This window comes from Levilactobacillus andaensis (assembly GCF_016861695.1).
GTDB lineage: Bacteria > Bacillota > Bacilli > Lactobacillales > Lactobacillaceae > Levilactobacillus > Levilactobacillus andaensis.
The window spans coordinates 13,255-30,485 of the sequence record NZ_BOLP01000013.1; the positions used below are offsets into that span (position 1 = coordinate 13,255).

Below are 17,231 nucleotides of genomic sequence, written 5' to 3' on the forward strand. Positions count from 1 at the left end.
AGACAGCTTAGTCCATGGGTGCTTCCCAAGACCCTTTGGTATCAACGTTAGCGGCTTGGGCTAAAGCTTCCAATTTGGCAATATCCGTTACACTCAAGTTTAGCGCCATCGCCTTGGCTTCGCTCGGAATGTACTTAGCCTTGGTCACCCCGATAATCGGTGTGGTGCCCTTGGCAATCGCATAGGCCGTCGCCACCTCGGCAGCGGACGCGTTCTGGGTCGCACCGATTTCGCGTAAACCAGCCGTCAACGCACTGACCTGAGGCAAAACGGCGTTGTAAATGTTCCCGCGCATGCTGTCGGCTGGGAGTGGATGGTCCACGTCGTAGCGGCCACTCAACAGGCCCTGTTCCAGCACCATGTAGGCAAAGAACGTGATGTCGTGCTCGCGACAGTAGTCGATGATGCCGGCTTCTTCGGATGACCGGTACAACAGGCTAAAGTGATTTTGGACGGCGGAAATTTGGATGCCCGCTTCCCCAAGAATCTCGTTGGCCCGCTTGATCTGGGCCAAATTGTGATTGGACACGCCGACGCGTTTGATTTTGCCGCTCTTCACGAGTGGAATCAGTTGGGGCGTCCATTTTTCAACGTCGGCCGGATTATGAATCCAGTAGATATCGATGAAGTCCGTGTTGAGGCGCTTCAAGCTGCCCGCCAGCATGTCGGCGACTTCGTGATCACTGTCGCCCGCGGCCATCTGGGGCGTAAACTTCGTGGAGAGTTGGTAGCTATCGCGTGGATAGTCCTTCAGCAGCGCACCCAATTTACTTTCGGACTCGCCGGAACCGTACGCGTAAGCCGTGTCCCATAACGTTAATCCAGCGGCCATAGCACCGTCCACGACCGGTTTCAGGTCGGCGGCAGTCAAATAATTTCCGAACACTTGACCAGTAGGGGTATCGCCCCAGGCCCAGGTTCCCAATGCAATCTTTGGTTCATGACGAGTTGTCATCTTTAGCGCTCCTTTATTGTCCAAATCGGCCGGTTCATCACACGGACGGGCCTAATTGTCACCATTAAAAGTTGAATCGTCCTTGGTCGCGCGCGATAAATACCGCCCGATTTATTGTGACCCGCAACGATTCAATTAGACATTTGTTAGACTGAATGGTTCCCTTAAGAATCATTTCATTGACATTATCATACCGGTGACCAATAATAATGTAAAATACTTAGTTCTAATGGCTTGCTATTCAATCTATGAATACCTTTTGAGGTGTCATGCCAACCACAGTATCGTAGCATCTGGCGACCGACCCCCTGAGTCCTTTCGAGGCAGTCTTAGAACTAAACCTGACGGAGGTATTCACGTGAGTAATAAGCCGGAATCCTGGTGGGGTGCTCCCCGCACCATCACCAACACTATCGAAAACCGGAAGATCTCCTGGCTAGAGTTATTTTCAGACCTGGTCTACGTGGTCATCATCCACAGCTTCGTGGAGAACCTTTCGGAACACTTTAATCTGTATGGGTTCGTCACGTTCTGGGTGCTTTTCCTATTCTTCTTCAACACCTGGACCAACATGGTGCTCTACTTCGATCTGCACGGTAAAAATAATCTGCGGAATGTCTTCTTCGCGCTTTTACAAATCATCGCGATTGCCGTGACCGCGACCTTTACGCCGGACGTCTTCGCCGGTCACTACACCGGCTTCATCTTGGCTTATTCCTTTAATCAGTTGATCTACATGTATCTCTACTTAAGAACGATGATTGCCGACCCGCTACACGCCACGACGACACGGCCCTTCCTGATTGCTTATGTCGTTGGCGAAGCACTGTTCATTGGTAGCATTGCCGTGTCCAATATGGTCGTCCAACAGGGCTTGATCATCGTCAGCCTCCTCATTTTTGTCAGTACGGTCATGGCCGAAAGTAGCAACTTCGACCGAGAATTCCGTCAACGGCAAATTCCCTTTGAACTTAACTCGGCGATTCTGGAACGCTACGGCCTTTTCACCATGATCGTGCTGGGTGAATCATTGGCTGGCATCATCGAGCACATGGCCGAAGAACACACGCATCTGGCCGACTACACCCACTTTGTCATCGCCATGGTCTGTATCATCGGCACCTGGATGATCTACTACACCTTGATGGACGAGCGGGAGGTCACAGCCCACCGCTACTGGCCGATTTCCCTGTTCCGTGGCGTTCACCGCTTTCTGATTGCCTGTCTGACGCTCCAGTCGTTCTTCATTGCCCAAACGTTGGAATCCGGCGAACCGGTCTACTACCGCGGTTTAGTCATCGTGACGGCGCTGATTCTCTGTGCCTTGCTGGCCCTGACGACGCCTAAGCTGTACAACGTGACGCCGCTCCCGGCAGCTAAGGTCAAATGGCTGTTGCTGGGGATCGTCGGTATCCTGATCATGCTGGTGGCGCCAGTCTTTCTTGGCCTCCTGCTGGTCGACGTGATTCTGCTGGCCATCGGCGTTTGGAACTGGGCAGTGACGAATTAAGCGCTGGCGTGAGTTGAAATTGGCGCCAGATGGCACTTGACCACAATAACCGTTGAAAATATAGACGAAGAATCTCTAAACACTAAAAATCGCCACGCCCGCTAAATAGGACGTGACGATTTTTAGTTATGCCTCTCCGCTCACCTGCAATGCCTGCTCGGGTAACCGGGTAATCTTTGTTTCCAAACGTTCGAGGGAATCCTGTAACTGATCAATTTGGCTGCGTAATTCGGCGGCTTGCGTGGTCAAAATCTGACGTTGGCCCGTGACTGAATTTTCCGCCTGAAGTTGTTTGATCTCCTCAATCGTCACGCCGCAGTCACGGAGATCCAAGATATCCTTGATCTGGGCAATATCTGCGGCCGTGTAATCGCGCATGCCACTGATCCTCGTGACCGGCGCCATAATGCCGACTTGTTCGTAATAACGGAGCGTCCATGCGCTGGTTTGGAGCTGTTTTGCGGCCTCATTGATTTTCATTTGGATTCCCCCTCACTTTCTATGCTGGTAAAATTTCGACGGTCGCCGATTGCGGTCCCGCCTGGAGCATGGGTTGGACGTAGGCGCTGGCCCCATACTTTTGGCGATAGGCGGCGTCGATCTTCACTGTCAATTCAACATTCCCCTGAACCGGGCTAAAGTGAACCTTGAAATTACAGCCATTCAGGTAGATTCGCCCGGCGCGTTGGTTGACTGCCGATTGATACCATGACGAACGCTGACCGTTCCAAGCGCGGACATATAGGTGGTCACCGACGACCACGGACCAGATCCAGGTCGGCGTGCCGTAAGTCTTGCCGTCGCTGTAAAATGGTGAGATGCGCATGTCATCAGCCACGGCGAAGGCCTGGAGGCGTGACGCTGTCCACTTTTCCATGTGATTTCTTCCTTTCTGCTGTTATCTACAATTCCCATCTTATGGCTTGACTTTTGATATGTCGAATGCTTAGATTAAATCAAATGGTATACAAATTAGCTATAGGAGATGGCGACGATGGAACTTCGGGTATTGCGTTACTTTTTGATGGTCGTTCAGGAAAAAAACATTAGCAAGGCGTCGGACCGTCTCCACGTCTCGCAACCCACCGTTTCCCGTCAGTTGAAAGAGCTGGAGGCCGAACTGGGAACCGTGCTTTTTGAGCGGGGAAATCGCACCATTCAGCTCACGGCAGACGGCGACTATTTTGCCAATCAGGCGAAGCAGATTCTGTCTTTGACTGATAAAACGATGGCCAACATCCACCAGGAACAGGATGTCAGTGGGTCCGTCTTCGTTGGGAGTGCCGAGGCACGCAGCATGTTGACCGTGGCCCAAGCCATTGGTCACCTAAATCAAGTACATCCCCACGTGCAGATCAACCTCGTCAGCACCGATGCCAGTGAGATTCACCAACAGTTGAGCTCGGGTGTCTTCGACTTTGGCGTCGTCATGGAGCCCACCGACAAGGCCGACTATGACTTTTTACGGTTGCCCGGCGAGAGCCGCTGGGGCTTGCTGGTCCAGAGCCGCTCACCGTTAGCGCAACAGGCCACGGTGAGTCTCGAGGAAGTCGCCCATACCAAATTGATTTTGCCGCAACAGGGCGGTAGTCGCCGAATTCACGCCCTCTTTGGCCTGGAATGGGACGACTTGGAAGTCACGGCGACCTACAATTTGCTGTATAATGCGTCGCTGCTGGTCTCGGCCGGCGTCGGTAATGCGCTGGGGTTGGATGGCATCATCAACACCAATCAATCCGATCTGGCCTTCGTACCGATCGAACCGCGGACCTCGTCCGGCTCCAGTCTGGTCTGGTTAAAGGGCCAACGCCTGTCCACCGCCGCACAAGCCCTCTTGGAACAGATTCGAGCCGAGTTAACGCCTGCTGAAAATTAAAAGAGCGGGACAGAAGGCGGTTAGCTGGTGAGCATTAAGGCTGACAACCGAATAATCCTGGTCTTGGATTGTTTGGTTGTCAGGTTTAAGCGAAGCCAGCTGCCTTTTGGCGCACGTTTCGACAATATAAATTTAGAAACACGAAAGGCCTGAGATTTCGTCCCAGGCCTTTTTGTATTTCGGGACACCTTGCGCCCATCTTCTCTATTCTGCTGAAATTTTGACCGTAAATGGCCGCTGTTGCTGGCGGATAATCTTGATGGCTCGTTGCCGCTGGTCGAAGTGACCTAAGATGTGGATACCCTCATAGTAGTCGACATCTCCCCAGTAAAAAACGAGCCGTGGCTGTGGCGACCAATAGGCAATGTCGCCCGGTCGTGGATTCGCGCCACTTGGCGTTTGTTGGTAACGTAAAGCGTGTCGCAAATCACTCGTCTTCTCGGGGTCGCCCGCCCCCATGCCGTTAAAGCGAAACGTTGCCGGCAGCCGTTGTCGTAATTGGCGTGCGGATCGACTTCGATTCAACTGCGCCGTTAAATGATGGCCGGCAATGGTCACCTGAACCCGGGTCGTGGTAGACCGTTTAGAACTCGCGGAAGCAGTCGGTTTTGTGGCCTTCACTGATGATTGCGGCGCGGCGCAGCCGGTCAATCCTAAGATGGCCACTGCAACCAGGCTCAAATTTTTAAGCATCACCCGTAGGAGCCCCCTTCACGCGCCGCAGGACTTTAGCTGGTGACCCCACAACGATGACGTTGGCCGGCACATCTTTGGTCACGATGGCGCCGGCCCCTATGATAGCATTTTCGCCAACCGTCACTCCCGGCAGGACCATGGCGTTGGCGCCGACCCAAGCATTCTTTTCAATGTGGATCGACCGGGCATAGACATCACGACGATGCGCGGGGTCTTCAACGTGATTGACCGTAATCAATGAGGCGCCAGGCCCAATCAACGCGCCATCCGCCAAATAAATGCCGCCAAGATCCACAAACATCACGCCCTGATTCACGTAGACATTTTCACCAATAAAAATGTGTGGTCCAAAGTCGCTATGCACCGGCGCATTCACCTCGGCCGACTCGGGGACACTGTAGCCCACAACTTGACTGAGCGTGGCACGCCGCTGCTCGTTGGTCTGGTCAATGTGGTTGAATTTTTTAAGCAACTCCTGCGTCCGTTGCACGGTCTGATTAATGATTTGAAAGTCCTCACCGGTGAAGTCTAATGGCTTACCGGACAAGGCCCGTTGAAAAATTGCTGGTTCGGTCATCGTCGTTGCCTCCTTTTTCTGATACTTGTCAGTATAGGAAGGCTGGTTAGATATATCAAATGCTTAAATTAAATTGCTTCGTATAACTTTTGAGCATATCAATCTGAGAGCCTTGAATTTGACAACCTAGTCGTCTCTTTCGCCTTACCGGCCGCCAGATATGGGGTGGAACGGCGCGGACACAACTTGAAGTCTCGAAAATCGCGAGTCTCCAAGGGAGTGCGATCAATTGAGCAGTACCACTTTGGTTAAAACCAAACAAACCTTCAACATGCACGAAAAAGCCCAACCGAGACCGGGGGATCGTCGGTTGAGCTTCTTTCTGATAGGTAATACTTGTAAGTTCGAATTGTTTTGACTTCGTTACTAAATCCTGTTGCTAGTTTTAACGTTGAAAATTCGTGTCATCCGATGCCAGTGGCCCCACCAGTTCATGTGGAACATAGGGTTCCTCTAGGTACTGAACGTCTTCAGGACTGAGCGTCAACTCTAGCGCCTTCACGGCACCTAATAAATGAGAAATCTTGGTGGCCCCAATGATTGGCGCCGTCACGGTCTGCTTTTGCAGTAGCCAGGCCAACGCAACCTGAACACGGTCGACACCGTACTTGTCGGCGACTTCACCGACCCGCTGAATGATCGGCATGTCTAACTGCTTACTGTCATCATATTTAGAGCGGGCAACCTTGTCCGTGGCATAACGTTTGGTCTCGCCTGCCCAGTCACGGGTCAACCGACCAGAAGCTAGCGGACTGTAAGGGGTCACCGCAATGCCTTGGTCGGCACACAACGGCAACATTTCCCGTTCTTCTTCCCGATACAACAGGTTCAAATGATTCTGCATGGAGACAAACTTCGTCCAACCATGGGCTTCGGCAACGGCTTGAGCCTTTTCAAACTGCCAAGCAAACATCGCGGAGGCCCCAATGTAGCGAACCTTACCGGACTTAACGACATCGTTCAAGGCTTCCATCGTTTCTTCGATTGGCGTCGTATAATCCCACCGATGAATGATGTAAAGGTCAACGTAGTCCGTTTGCAGGCGCTTTAGGCTCTGGTCGATTTGAGAAAAGATGGCCTTGCGTGAGAGACCGGCAACGTTGGGCGCTTCATTCGGCGTAAAGAACACTTTGGTGGCCAGCACGATTTCATCCCGGTTAGCGAACTTCTTGAGCGCTTGGCCCACGAACCGTTCGCTATCCCCGTGTGAATAAATGTTGGCCGTATCAAAGAAGTTGATGCCCAGGTCTAAAGCCTTTTGAATGACCTGTTCGCTGTGTTCTTCATCGACGGCCCAGGGGAACATCCCCGTAGACGCGTTACCAAATCCCATTGTCCCTAGACACAGGCGCGAGACGTCTAATCCCGTATGCCCTAATTTCACGTAATCCATAATACTCGGTGCTTCCTTTCTAATCGCCTACTGGATGCCAACCGTTAGCGTCACTCAAACGGTTCAAGAACGCCATGTCCTTGTCGTTGATTTCAAAATCGAGTTGGGCATTGGCTTCGACATGGGCCATGGCCCGCGCCTTAGGTAGCGGTGCCACGCCATTTTGAATCACGAAACGCAAAGCCAGTTGTGGAATGGAGACGCCATAGTTACCCGCGACCCGTTCCAGTTCAGGACTGTCGACCAAGCCACCGGTTGCCAGTGGTGAGTAGGCTTGGACCACAATTTTATTGGCTTCGGCCGTCTTCACGATGGAGTCTTGCGTGTGACCCACGTAGTACTGAATCTGGTCGACAGCGGGTGTGACCGTTAAACCATCCCAAGTCAACAGGTTCTCCAGGTCATGCGAGTTGAAGTTAGATACCCCAACAGCTTTGGCCCGGCCACTCTTGTAAATATCTTGCATGGCCCGCCAAACGTCGCGGTTTTCAGCGTCATGGTTGGACCCCATTTGTGCCCAAGGCCATGGCGCGTGGATGATGTAGGAATCAACATAGTCCAAGTTTAATGCGGCCAAACTGCTATCAAAATCAGCCATGGCTTCGTCATAGGTCTTGGATTCGGCAGGCAGCTTCGTCTGCACAAAGATGTCTTCGCGGGCAACATCGCTAGCGGCAATGGCTTCGCCGACACTCTGTTCATTTTCGTACGCCTTAGCGGTATCAATGAAACGGTACCCCGCCTTTAAGGCATTGCTGACGGCATCGTAAGTTTCCTTACCAGGCCGCGTCTGCCAGGTCCCAAACCCGACCTTAGGCATTTTCAATCCGTTATTTAAGTCAAACGTCTCTGTAATTGTTGGCATGTGTTCATCCTCCTTAAGTGCTTATGGTTCTGAGTATAATACCTTCGTGTAGGACGAAGGCAAGGGGAAAACTTGAATTTTTTGAATAAAAATTCTAAATGAAAAATTGGCGAAAACTGACGTACGCCGACTACCAGGAATTTCGCCGACTGTTGGGATTGCTTCAACCATTACACAGACTGATGACTAAAAATGGCACCCCCTATTTTCTTGGGATGCCATTACTCTTAGCCTTTAATCAACGCTTGTGGTCGGACTTCCCTATAGAGGGCAAACGCGCCATCCAGATTTACCACGTTAAAGCCGTTCTGCCGTAGGATTCGTTCGGCGATGTAGCTACGTTGACCGCTAAAACAGCTGACCACGTACGGTTGCTGTGGGTCCAGCTCGTTCAGGCGGTCGCGCAATTGGTCCAGTGGAATGTTCAGGCTATCTGGGAAGTGGCCGTCGTCCCGTAACTCGTCGGGATTGCGCACGTCCAGCAGGCGTTTACCCGCTGCCAACGCTGCCGGCAACTCGTGCCACTGAATGGACTTGCTGAGGCCCAACGCCAGATTTTCCGCCGCGTACCCCAGCATGTTCACGGGATCCTTGGCCGACCCAAACGGCGGTGCGTAGGTCAACTCCAATTCTGGCAGGTCATCGATTGTGAAGCCGCACTTGATAGCGGTCGCTAACACGTCGATCCGTTTGTCGATGCCCTGAGCGCCGACGCCCTGTGCCCCGTAAAGTTGACCCGTTTTGGGGTTAAAAATCAGCTTGAGGGTCATCGGCGTTCCATTTGGAAAATAGCTGGCGTGATTCTGGCCCCGGACGTGAACGACCTGATAGGCTAGCTTCTCCTGGCGAACTTGCTGTTCACTGAGGCCCGTCATTGCCGCTGTTAATCCGAACGCTCGGACAATCGCGGTGCCCAAACTGCCCCGGTTAGGGTGATCGATTCCCATCACGTTATCGGCAACTTGGCGGCCTTGGCGATTGGCTGGCGATGCTAACGGAATCAGCGTGGGGTGCCCGGTTAATTGTTGCTTAACCAAAATGGCATCCCCCACCGCATAGATATTCGGGTCACTGGTCTGGTAATGGTTGTCGACTACGATACCCTCGTGCCAGCCTAACTTTAGGCCAGCCGCCTTGGCCAATTCACTGGCTGGCCGCACGCCGACCGCCAAGATGGTCAGGTCGGTGGCTATCCGCGTGCCATCGGTCAGCACCGCTACATGGCCGTCATCGGTAAACGACTTAACTGATTGCTTGGTCAAAATATGAACGCCATTTCGGATTAACTCGTTTTGAACCATCGCTGCCATTTCTTCATCCAATGGGGGTAACAGGTGTGCCGCTCGTTCAACGATGGTCACGGCCAACCCGCGTTGCCGCAAGCTTTCGGCAACTTCTAGGCCAATAAAACCACCACCGACCAATAGCGCACGTTTGGTCGGCGCTTCGTTGACCGTTGCCATGATCCGGTCGAGGTCAGGAATCGTATGTAGCGTAAAAACAGAGTCCGCCGTTGCAAGTCCCGGTAAATCGGGCACGATGGGTCGCGACCCGGGTGCCAGAATCAACCGGTCGTAATGATCCGTCAAAATTTCACCGGCATGGCGGACGTCTACTGTCTTCTCCACCGGATGAATGGCGATAACTTCGTGATTTGGCTGAACATTCAGGTTAAATCGTTGTCGTAACTTGGCCGCCGTCTGGACGATCAAGTCGTCGCGATCGGCAATTTCACCGGAGAGATGAAACGGCAAGCCACAGTTCGCAAACGACACGTACGGTCCCTTTTCGTAAACGGTGATTTCGGCCTGCTCATCCAATCGACGTAAGCGGGTCGCAGCCGACATCCCGCCGGCAACACCACCAATAATGATAATCTTCATTTTGACGTCCTCCTATATGCCCCCACGGGTATTTATACCGCTAGTATACCAATCTTTAGGGGTCATCGCCTATTATTTTCGCAATATCAATTTATCGGCCAGCTGGGGACTTCGTAACTAACACACCGTTGCCCGTTTTCTATCATCCTGTAACCGGTTTCCGTTGTGTTTCCCCGCCCAGCCGTCTACAATTAACGTAATACTTGGGGCTGACCGGACCGCCCCACCACAGAACAGGAGCACACACATATGGCTTACATAGAAATTAAAAATGAAACCCGCAAGTTCGTCCAAGGTGATCAGGAAACCATCGCCAATCACGATATTTCTTTTAGTGTTGAGCAGGGACAGGTGATCACAATTCTCGGTCCCAGTGGTGCCGGAAAATCCACCCTCCTCAATATTCTCGGCGGCATGGACAGCCCCACTAGCGGTCAGGTCTTGATTGACGGCAAAGATATCGCCCAACTCAATGCCAAGCAGTTGACCACGTACCGACGGCAAGATGTCGGCTTCGTCTTTCAATTTTACAATTTGGTCCCCAACCTGACCGCCAAGGAAAATGTCGAGCTGGCCTCACAAATTACTAGCGATGCCCGCAACGTTGACGAAACCCTGGCGCTGGTTGGTTTGGACCAGCGTGCCGGTAACTTTCCAGCCCAACTTTCCGGTGGGGAACAGCAGCGAGTCGCCATTGCTAGAGCCATCGCGAAAAACCCCAAGCTCCTGTTGTGCGACGAACCCACCGGCGCGCTGGATTATCAAACGGGAAAACAGGTTCTCCAGGTCATTCAAGACGGCGCGCGACAAACCAATATGACCGTCATCATCGTGACCCACAACGGCGCGATTGCCAAGATGGGCGACCAGATTATCCATATCAACGATGCCCGGGTCCAGTCGATTCAGCAGAATCCGCAACCCACGCCAATCTCTGAGATTGAATGGTAGGTGGCCCTCATGACAAATTCATTTTGGAAAGTCCTTTTTCGTGAAATCGGCCACTCTAAGGCCCGTTTCTTCTCGATCATGTTGATCATCTTTCTCGGCGTGGCCTTTTACACTGGGATTCGCGCAACGGGTCCCGACATGTCCCAGGCCGCAACCAACTATTATGCGCAACAAAAGTTAGCGACCAACAGCGTTCAGTCCACGGCTGGCCTAACCAAGAGTGACCTCGCCGTTTTACATCAACATCGTAGTCAGTTCACCTATCAATCCGTCAATTACTTAGACATTAATCAGTTAAACAACAATCAAGTCGTGCGGGTCGCCGAACTCCCAACGACACAAAAGTTGAACCGCGTTGCGCTCGTCAGTGGTCGCCTTCCCCGCAAGGCTGACGAAATTGTTTTAGACCAGCAGGCACGCACGCTCCAACCCAAGCTCAAGTTAGGCACCACCTATCGTATTGACACAACGAGCCAGCTCAACCGGCAATTCAAGCGGCGGACTTTTAAGATTGTTGGCTTCGTCAATTCGCCACGTTATGTGGAAACGACCGACCGGGGCGTCACCAATGTCGGCAAGGGAACGTTGGATTACTTTGCACTCGTCAAGCCCGGGACACTGACCGCCACGGTCGCCAGTCGAATCGATGTCGGCTTCAAGAACCTGCGGCACGTGACCCCTTACACGGCCAAATATAATCGAATCAATCGCGCCAACACTGCTAAACTCAAGCGTTGGTTGAAACCACAAGCAGCCAAACGCCAAGCTCAGTTACAAAAACAGGCTAAGGCCCAACTGGCCCCTCAAGCCGCCAAGGTTCAGCAATTAGCTCAACAATTGCCAGCCAGTTCACCTATTCTTCAAAAGGCCCAAGCCCAAATCAAACAGACCCAAGCAAAGATTAATGCGATTGGCCAGCCAACTTACCTGTACACCAGTCGCACCGCCAACCCCGGTTATAGCGAATATCACGAGAACACACAACGGGTCGTGGCCTTGTCCACGGTCTTTCCACTCTTCTTCATCGCCATCGCTGCATTGATCTGTTTGACGACCATGACCCGGATGGTCGCTGAGCTCCGCATTCAAATGGGAACGTTGAAAGCCCTGGGCTACAGCAACGCCGTTATTGGGAGTGAATTTTTACTCTACGGCGGGCTAGCCAGTCTCCTCGGCACCCTAGTCGGCGTGAGGTTTGGTGTCAATTTCTTCCCTCGCTTCATCGCCCAAGCCTACGGAACAATGTACAATTTGCCACCGATCTCTGCGCAGTATATCTGGACGGATATTTTGATTGCATTGGTCATCGCCCTCCTCTGCACCATGGGCAGTGCCCTCATCGTTTTGCGGGTCGACCTGCGTAGCTCGCCAGCGACCCTGATGTTGCCCAAGGCCCCCAAAGCCGGTAAAACGCTATGGTTGGAACATTGGCACGGTCTTTGGAACCGACTAAATTTCAATCATAAGGTGACGCTCCGGAACCTCTTTCGCTACAAGCAACGCCTGTTGATGACGGTACTGGGCATTGCCGGCTGCATGGCGATGATGATCACCGGCTTTGGCCTGAAGGATTCCATTGGCGACATTAGTCTCAAGCAATTCAACCAGCTCTGGCACTACGACGCCATCGTCGTGCGTAACGGCTCACAGACTGCTAAGCAGCGGCAAGCCCTCCACTCGGAAAAACTCTACCACAACGACCTCGTGCTCAAGCAAGCCCAGGTCACCGTGGAAAAGTCCGGGGTTGCCGACCAAACCGCCACTCTGAGTGTTCCTCAGCATCCCCAACAGCTGAAGAAATTCGTCGACCTGCGTGACCGCCAGACTCATCGGGCCTATCAACTCGGCAATCACGGGGCGATTATCGACGAGAAACTCGCCAAGCTTTACCACGTTAAGGTCGGCGACCAGCTCCCTATCAAATTGGGCAACCGCCCCACTCAAAGTGTCCGGGTCGCAGCCATCGCCGAGAACTACATGGAACATTTCATCTACCTCTCACCGACCTATTACCAACGGTTATTTGACCAGCATCCGGTCTATAACGGGAACCTGGTCCAGTTCAACGCGCACCATCAAAAGCAAGAGAATACCTTTGCCAATAACCTGCTCAAGCACACCGGGATGTTGAATGTGACGCTTCTCAGTACCCAGAAGAAAACTAGCTCCCAGATGCTGGATAGTATGAACCTCGTCGTCTTGATCTTCGTCGTTGCGGCTGGGGCCTTGGCCCTCGTTGTCCTCTACAACCTGACGAATATCAACGTTTCCGAACGTATTCGGGAGCTATCGACAATTAAAGTCCTGGGCTTCTATGATGGCGAGGTCACCATGTATATCTTCCGTGAGAATCTGATTCTGACCGTCATGGGCATCGTGGTGGGCTGCTTCTTTGGAGATTGGCTCCACACCTACATTCTCCAAACGGCCGAGACCAATAACCTCATGTTCTCACCGGGGATTCATCCCCTCAGTTACGTCTACGCGGCCATCTTGACGCTGGCTTTTAGCCTCTTCGTCATGTTCTTTATGCACCGTAAACTGAAACGGATAAATATGCTCGATGCCTTACAATCGGTCGATTGACCCTGTATTTTGGGTAAAAAAATGGCGTTATCTGGTCTTCCTTTGAAAACGAGATAACGCTTTTTTGTTCGTCATTGTTGCGACTAAATTGTTCTTATTGAAATTAAATGCACCACAATGACTAATTTGTGGTTAAATAGTTATGTAAACCGTTTCAAATTACATATTTCGGAGGGGAATCATTGATCATGAGAAAAGCAGCATTATTCACGGCATTCGCCGCAGCTGCCCTGTTTGTCGGGGGAACCACTACATTGGCTCAGGCCAAGACGTATACACAACATGGGAGTGCGTTAGCCAACTATAACGTAAACCAGTACAAGACTGTTAAGAACCAAAACATGTTTGTCCCACGTTATGCGTTTAAGCAAAGTTACAGCTACATTTTCCAAACCACACCTACTAGTATCAGTAGCACTAAGGGCAAGAAGGTTGCATTTAAATCTAACGTCTTTCTTCCTGTCACTTACAACAAGTCCGCTGACTGGGGCAATCCCCAAAGCGAAGTGCTGTCAAAGGATGGCAACACCCTCTACGAACTGATTACGACGAGTAGTCAAAGTACCCGTGGCTGGATCGTTCGCTACAATCTTGGCGCGCTGCGGAGTAAATTCGGTATCAGCACGAGCCACATGGACGCCCTACGCCGCGCAACGTACGATCACTCCGTTGGTAAGATGACCAGCACCGATAAGGCCATTATGGCCAACGTTAAAATCGGGCCAACCTTCAACACCGGCCATGGTCAATCGCTGGCCATGAACCCCAAGAACGGTCAACTCTGGTTCATCGGCAAGCCCGTTGCTGTGAAGACCAACGTCCAACAGGTTTCTACGAGCTCACTGAAACCCGTTAAGCAGATCAATTTCACCCTGAAGAGCACGGTTACTATGGGGTCTAACCTGACGTTTGATAAGAACGGCAACGCCTACTTCTTCACTTACTCCAACGGTGGCTGGTCACCTAAGGGCGCCGTTAAGATCTACAAGGGGAAGATCAACAGCAAGTCCGTCAAGTTCCACCTCGTCATGCAAGGACTGCGTTACCGTCCAGGGACGAAGCCTCAAGCCATGGCCTACAACCAGAAACGCAACCGGTTATACTTTGTCTCCGACAGCAGTATTTCCTCCGTTCCCGTTTCCAAGCTGGGGAAGTTGAAGCCTAGCCAAGTCGAGGCCACGAACCTCAATGGTCAACGTGAATTCGAGGGTATCCAATTCACCTCGAACGGCGCCGGCTATCTGCTCGTCAACAGGGGTGCTGAACTCATGCAAACGACCAGCAACAATTTCTAAGACTTTTTCACAAGACGCCATTCCCGTTAAAACGCGGGCTGGCGCCTTTTTTTGCCAAATTTGGCTACCGAAAAACTGCTCAATTGACCAGCACAATGTTATACTTGCCCCGAGGCGAGCTAGAACCCGCCTGAGAAACACACCATAACTCAATCTCCAACAAGGGGAACGCGAATACCGGTCGTGCGGTAGGAACGTTCCCCTTGCTAACTTTTTCGGCCAATATTACGACTGCACACACCGAATCTCTCCCAATCTTAACCGGCGATAGCGCCCGGACGCTAGCCGCATAATGATTTGGTCATCGTTGATGCCACAAACGATGCCATCCACCAGCTTGAGGACTTGATTATCATCCATGACATTCAACTGGAGATGCACCGTTTTTTTGGCGTGCCAAGCCGTTGCTAATTTCTGGCTCACCTCGACAATTGCTTGTTCTGGCAAAGGTGCTTCTACCTGTTCCGCCGCGTGCATTTTAGCCAATGCACTGGTGTGATCAGACAAGTAAAAGCCGCCCCACTTTAACATTCCCCGATCTTGGTAATCACGTTGAAAGAAAACCGTTGCTGTCTTATCATCTGGCAGTCGTTTTAAGTGCATCGACCTTCACGTCCTTACCGAATCCACCGCTGACTTTCTGGCCAGCGAACGTGACCAAAATCGACGAAGTTCAGCGTCAGCTCGGTCTGTTGCCGCACCTCATTGATCACCTGTTCCAATACCGTTAAATCCGTTGTTTGCAAGCTATGCAATGGAATCGACCGTTCCCGGTGATTTTTGCGCTTGATATCCAAAAAGAAATTGAACTCCGACCCGTACTGGTTGTTGACCACGTCGATGCGGTACTGACAGTGCCACTGCGGGGTGAAATGTTCTTGCAACCGACTACCAATCAACTTTGCTTCCTGCTCATAATCAATCAAAACTATTCCCCCCATTGTGTCCACCGACTAACGCCGCCCGACGAACCATCGTCCCTCCAGGCATCAAGCTACTAGCTGGAATGACCGCCGTCTTGCCAAACCGGTCTCGCAACTCATCAATGACCCGATCAAACTGGTCATTTTTAATCTGCCGCTGCGGGTCCTGAAACAGGTCTAGCTGTAGTTGGTGGTTTGCACTTAATCGTGACAACCCCACCCCAATATTACGGACGGGCTGACCATCCCAATGCTCACGAAATAGAGCTAGCAGCGCCGCAATAATCGTTTGTGCGTTGTCAGTCGGGTCAATGCGCCGCGTATGATTCATCCCACTACGGCCATCTCCGGACTTGCCATCCCAAGCAAATCCGATACCTAGACTGACACACGCCGCCTGTTGGCGATGGTGCCGCATCCGTGATGTGACCTGCTGACCAATCTCGCGAATAACCAACTCAATTTCATTTTGAACGCTATAGTTACGTGGCAACACTTGTGAGTTACTCCAACTCTTTTCTTTAGCCGGCCGGAGTTCGTGGAGCTGACTGCGGTCGATTCCCCAGGCCAACGCAAATAGTTGGTCGCCAATGATGCCCATCTCTTGATGAAGCTCATAGGGATTGATTTTAGCTAAATCTTCCATACTGTGAATCCCTAGCCGCTGTAAATGGGCGGCCGTCCGATGGCCGATGCTCCAAACCGTCTCTAAGTTGGTGATTGGCCAAATTTTTTCCGGAAAGGTCTCATAGGTCAGCCGACCAATCAAGTCATGGTCATGCTTGGCCTGTAAGTCTAACGCCAACTTGGCCTGTGCTGGATTTTCGCCAATACCGACCGTCGTGTAGAGGCCTAATTCGTGACGAATCCGCAGTTGAATCGTCCGCGCAACGGCTTCCGGTGTCTCCCCAAACAACCGCCAAGAGTGCGTCATGTCTAGGATTGATTCATCAATCGAATACGGAAAACAGTCCGCGTCTGCCACAAACTGCCGGAAGATACGATTGACCACCAAGTTCATTTTAATATAGTGGTTCATCCGCGGCGGGACGACTAAAATTCGGGGGTCATCTGGCACCTCATATTGCCGCGACACGTTACTGATACCAAATAATTTCTTGGCCATCGGTGAGGCCGCCAAAACTAGGCCACTTCCCGTATTGTCGGCCTCAGACATGACGACAATGACTGACCGCAACGGGTTCAATCCCCGCGTGACGCTCTCAACACTGGCATAGAATGATTTGTTATCGATCATGAAAAATAGTCCATGTGGTTCTTGACGATAATCCATTGTGACGACCCCCTTTCAGCTGTTGTTTATATTATACGAACACTTGTTCGAGATTGCAAGACAATTTTTTAATTAATTTTTTTATACGGTGACTATCAATTCTTACCTCCCGTTTTGCCGCTATTTACATTTTTCAGTCCCCCCACAAAACCCGTCACTCTCTAAACTAACTCCCCCTTGGGTGTTGCTTGATATTGCAGGTCGTTTATTAGGTAAACCCCTAACATAACAAAACGATTAGGTTCGCTTTTGCCCACGTTACGTGTTAGAATGTACTTGTGAAGTTAGCCCTAGTCAACTAGCTTCCTCAACTTAGAACATCAAAATCAGCCCGACCGTCACTTAAACGCGGTCGAGCTGGTTTTGTCTTTTAGCTCAGTATTTACCTGAATTTATTAAGGTTACAGGCAACTAAATTTGTTACAAT

Annotated in this window: 16 protein-coding genes; 5 read left to right on the top strand and 11 right to left on the bottom strand. The window is 51.5% G+C overall.

Annotation, left to right across the window (positions count from 1 at the left end; genetic code table 11):
• Positions 1-7: 7 nt before the first annotated feature.
• Entirely contained in the window at positions 8-955 is a 948-nt protein-coding gene (locus JUF10_RS09970) for an aldo/keto reductase (protein ID WP_203642030.1), read from the bottom strand.
• A 358-nt stretch (positions 956-1,313) separates the two neighbouring features.
• Between JUF10_RS09970 and JUF10_RS09975 the strand changes: the two genes are divergently transcribed.
• Complete coding sequence (locus JUF10_RS09975) at positions 1,314-2,465, top strand: low temperature requirement protein A (RefSeq protein WP_203642031.1); 1,152 nt, start codon at positions 1,314-1,316, stop codon at positions 2,463-2,465.
• A gap of 126 nt (positions 2,466-2,591) precedes the next feature.
• On the opposite strand, the gene JUF10_RS09980 is transcribed toward JUF10_RS09975, so the two are convergent.
• Together JUF10_RS09980 and JUF10_RS09985 are read right to left on the bottom strand one after the other, a co-directional pair.
• The gene (locus tag JUF10_RS09980; RefSeq protein ID WP_203642032.1) at positions 2,592-2,945 is read right to left on the bottom strand and encodes a MerR family transcriptional regulator; all 354 of its coding nucleotides are present in this window, start codon (positions 2,943-2,945) and stop codon (positions 2,592-2,594) included.
• A gap of 19 nt (positions 2,946-2,964) precedes the next feature.
• Positions 2,965-3,342, bottom strand: coding sequence for a DUF2255 family protein (locus tag JUF10_RS09985; protein ID WP_203642033.1), 378 nt, complete (start codon positions 3,340-3,342; stop codon positions 2,965-2,967).
• Between the two features lie 117 nt (positions 3,343-3,459).
• Between JUF10_RS09985 and JUF10_RS09990 the strand changes: the two genes are divergently transcribed.
• On the top strand, positions 3,460-4,341 hold the full coding sequence (locus JUF10_RS09990; RefSeq protein ID WP_203642034.1) for a LysR family transcriptional regulator: 882 nt from the start codon (positions 3,460-3,462) through the stop codon (positions 4,339-4,341).
• A 204-nt stretch (positions 4,342-4,545) separates the two neighbouring features.
• On the opposite strand, the gene JUF10_RS09995 is transcribed toward JUF10_RS09990, so the two are convergent.
• The 5 genes from JUF10_RS09995 to JUF10_RS10015 all read right to left on the bottom strand — a co-directional run bounded on the left by JUF10_RS09995 (position 4,546) and on the right by JUF10_RS10015 (position 9,755).
• The gene (locus tag JUF10_RS09995) at positions 4,546-5,034 is read right to left on the bottom strand and encodes a cyclophilin-like fold protein (protein WP_236008204.1); all 489 of its coding nucleotides are present in this window, start codon (positions 5,032-5,034) and stop codon (positions 4,546-4,548) included.
• Positions 5,027-5,614: a sugar O-acetyltransferase gene (locus JUF10_RS10000; RefSeq protein ID WP_203642036.1), complete on the bottom strand. Its 588-nt coding sequence runs from the start codon at positions 5,612-5,614 to the stop codon at positions 5,027-5,029. Before JUF10_RS10000 ends, JUF10_RS09995 begins: the two co-directional genes overlap by 8 nt.
• Before the next feature lie 385 nt (positions 5,615-5,999).
• Positions 6,000-7,007, bottom strand: a complete 1,008-nt coding sequence (locus JUF10_RS10005; RefSeq protein WP_203642037.1) for an aldo/keto reductase — start codon at positions 7,005-7,007, stop codon at positions 6,000-6,002.
• A 19-nt stretch (positions 7,008-7,026) separates the two neighbouring features.
• Entirely contained in the window at positions 7,027-7,872 is an 846-nt protein-coding gene (locus JUF10_RS10010; protein WP_203642038.1) for an aldo/keto reductase, read from the bottom strand.
• Positions 7,873-8,099: 227 nt separating this feature from the next.
• Positions 8,100-9,755, bottom strand: coding sequence for an FAD-dependent oxidoreductase (locus JUF10_RS10015; RefSeq protein ID WP_203642039.1), 1,656 nt, complete (start codon positions 9,753-9,755; stop codon positions 8,100-8,102).
• 249 nt (positions 9,756-10,004) lie between these two features.
• Here JUF10_RS10015 and JUF10_RS10020 point away from each other — a divergent pair, with 249 nt between their 5' ends.
• The 3 genes from JUF10_RS10020 to JUF10_RS10030 all read left to right on the top strand — a co-directional run bounded on the left by JUF10_RS10020 (position 10,005) and on the right by JUF10_RS10030 (position 14,587).
• A complete protein-coding gene (locus JUF10_RS10020; protein ID WP_203642040.1) occupies positions 10,005-10,706 on the top strand; it encodes an ABC transporter ATP-binding protein in 702 nt (233 codons plus the stop codon).
• A 9-nt stretch (positions 10,707-10,715) separates the two neighbouring features.
• Positions 10,716-13,292, top strand: coding sequence for an FtsX-like permease family protein (locus tag JUF10_RS10025; protein WP_203642041.1), 2,577 nt, complete (start codon positions 10,716-10,718; stop codon positions 13,290-13,292).
• Between the two features lie 188 nt (positions 13,293-13,480).
• Positions 13,481-14,587, top strand: coding sequence for a hypothetical protein (locus tag JUF10_RS10030; RefSeq protein WP_203642042.1), 1,107 nt, complete (start codon positions 13,481-13,483; stop codon positions 14,585-14,587).
• 225 nt (positions 14,588-14,812) lie between these two features.
• On the opposite strand, the gene JUF10_RS10035 is transcribed toward JUF10_RS10030, so the two are convergent.
• Genes JUF10_RS10035 through JUF10_RS10045 form a run of 3 tightly spaced genes read right to left on the bottom strand, consistent with a single transcriptional unit; the run spans position 14,813 to position 16,804 of the window.
• On the bottom strand, positions 14,813-15,190 hold the full coding sequence (locus JUF10_RS10035; RefSeq protein WP_203642043.1) for a hypothetical protein: 378 nt from the start codon (positions 15,188-15,190) through the stop codon (positions 14,813-14,815).
• Between the two features lie 14 nt (positions 15,191-15,204).
• Positions 15,205-15,513: a hypothetical protein gene (locus JUF10_RS10040; protein ID WP_203642044.1), complete on the bottom strand. Its 309-nt coding sequence runs from the start codon at positions 15,511-15,513 to the stop codon at positions 15,205-15,207.
• Entirely contained in the window at positions 15,506-16,804 is a 1,299-nt protein-coding gene (locus tag JUF10_RS10045) for a Y-family DNA polymerase (RefSeq protein WP_203642045.1), read from the bottom strand. Before JUF10_RS10045 ends, JUF10_RS10040 begins: the two co-directional genes overlap by 8 nt.
• Positions 16,805-17,231 lie beyond the last annotated feature (427 nt).

Bases quoted from the DNA above. Each gene is read 5' to 3' on its own strand.
- JUF10_RS09970 (WP_203642030.1), bottom strand. From the start codon at position 955: ATGACAACTCGTCATGAACCAAAGATTGCATTGGGAACCTGGGCCTGG.
- JUF10_RS09980 (WP_203642032.1), bottom strand. From the start codon at position 2,945: ATGAAAATCAATGAGGCCGCAAAACAGCTCCAAACCAGCGCATGGACG.
- JUF10_RS09985 (WP_203642033.1), bottom strand. From the start codon at position 3,342: ATGGAAAAGTGGACAGCGTCACGCCTCCAGGCCTTCGCCGTGGCTGAT.
- JUF10_RS09990 (WP_203642034.1), top strand. From the start codon at position 3,460: ATGGAACTTCGGGTATTGCGTTACTTTTTGATGGTCGTTCAGGAAAAA.
- JUF10_RS09995 (WP_236008204.1), bottom strand. From the start codon at position 5,034: ATGCTTAAAAATTTGAGCCTGGTTGCAGTGGCCATCTTAGGATTGACC.
- JUF10_RS10000 (WP_203642036.1), bottom strand. From the start codon at position 5,614: ATGACCGAACCAGCAATTTTTCAACGGGCCTTGTCCGGTAAGCCATTA.
- JUF10_RS10005 (WP_203642037.1), bottom strand. From the start codon at position 7,007: ATGGATTACGTGAAATTAGGGCATACGGGATTAGACGTCTCGCGCCTG.
- JUF10_RS10010 (WP_203642038.1), bottom strand. From the start codon at position 7,872: ATGCCAACAATTACAGAGACGTTTGACTTAAATAACGGATTGAAAATG.
- JUF10_RS10015 (WP_203642039.1), bottom strand. From the start codon at position 9,755: ATGAAGATTATCATTATTGGTGGTGTTGCCGGCGGGATGTCGGCTGCG.
- JUF10_RS10020 (WP_203642040.1), top strand. From the start codon at position 10,005: ATGGCTTACATAGAAATTAAAAATGAAACCCGCAAGTTCGTCCAAGGT.
- JUF10_RS10025 (WP_203642041.1), top strand. From the start codon at position 10,716: ATGACAAATTCATTTTGGAAAGTCCTTTTTCGTGAAATCGGCCACTCT.
- JUF10_RS10030 (WP_203642042.1), top strand. From the start codon at position 13,481: ATGAGAAAAGCAGCATTATTCACGGCATTCGCCGCAGCTGCCCTGTTT.
- JUF10_RS10035 (WP_203642043.1), bottom strand. From the start codon at position 15,190: ATGCACTTAAAACGACTGCCAGATGATAAGACAGCAACGGTTTTCTTT.
- JUF10_RS10045 (WP_203642045.1), bottom strand. From the start codon at position 16,804: ATGGATTATCGTCAAGAACCACATGGACTATTTTTCATGATCGATAAC.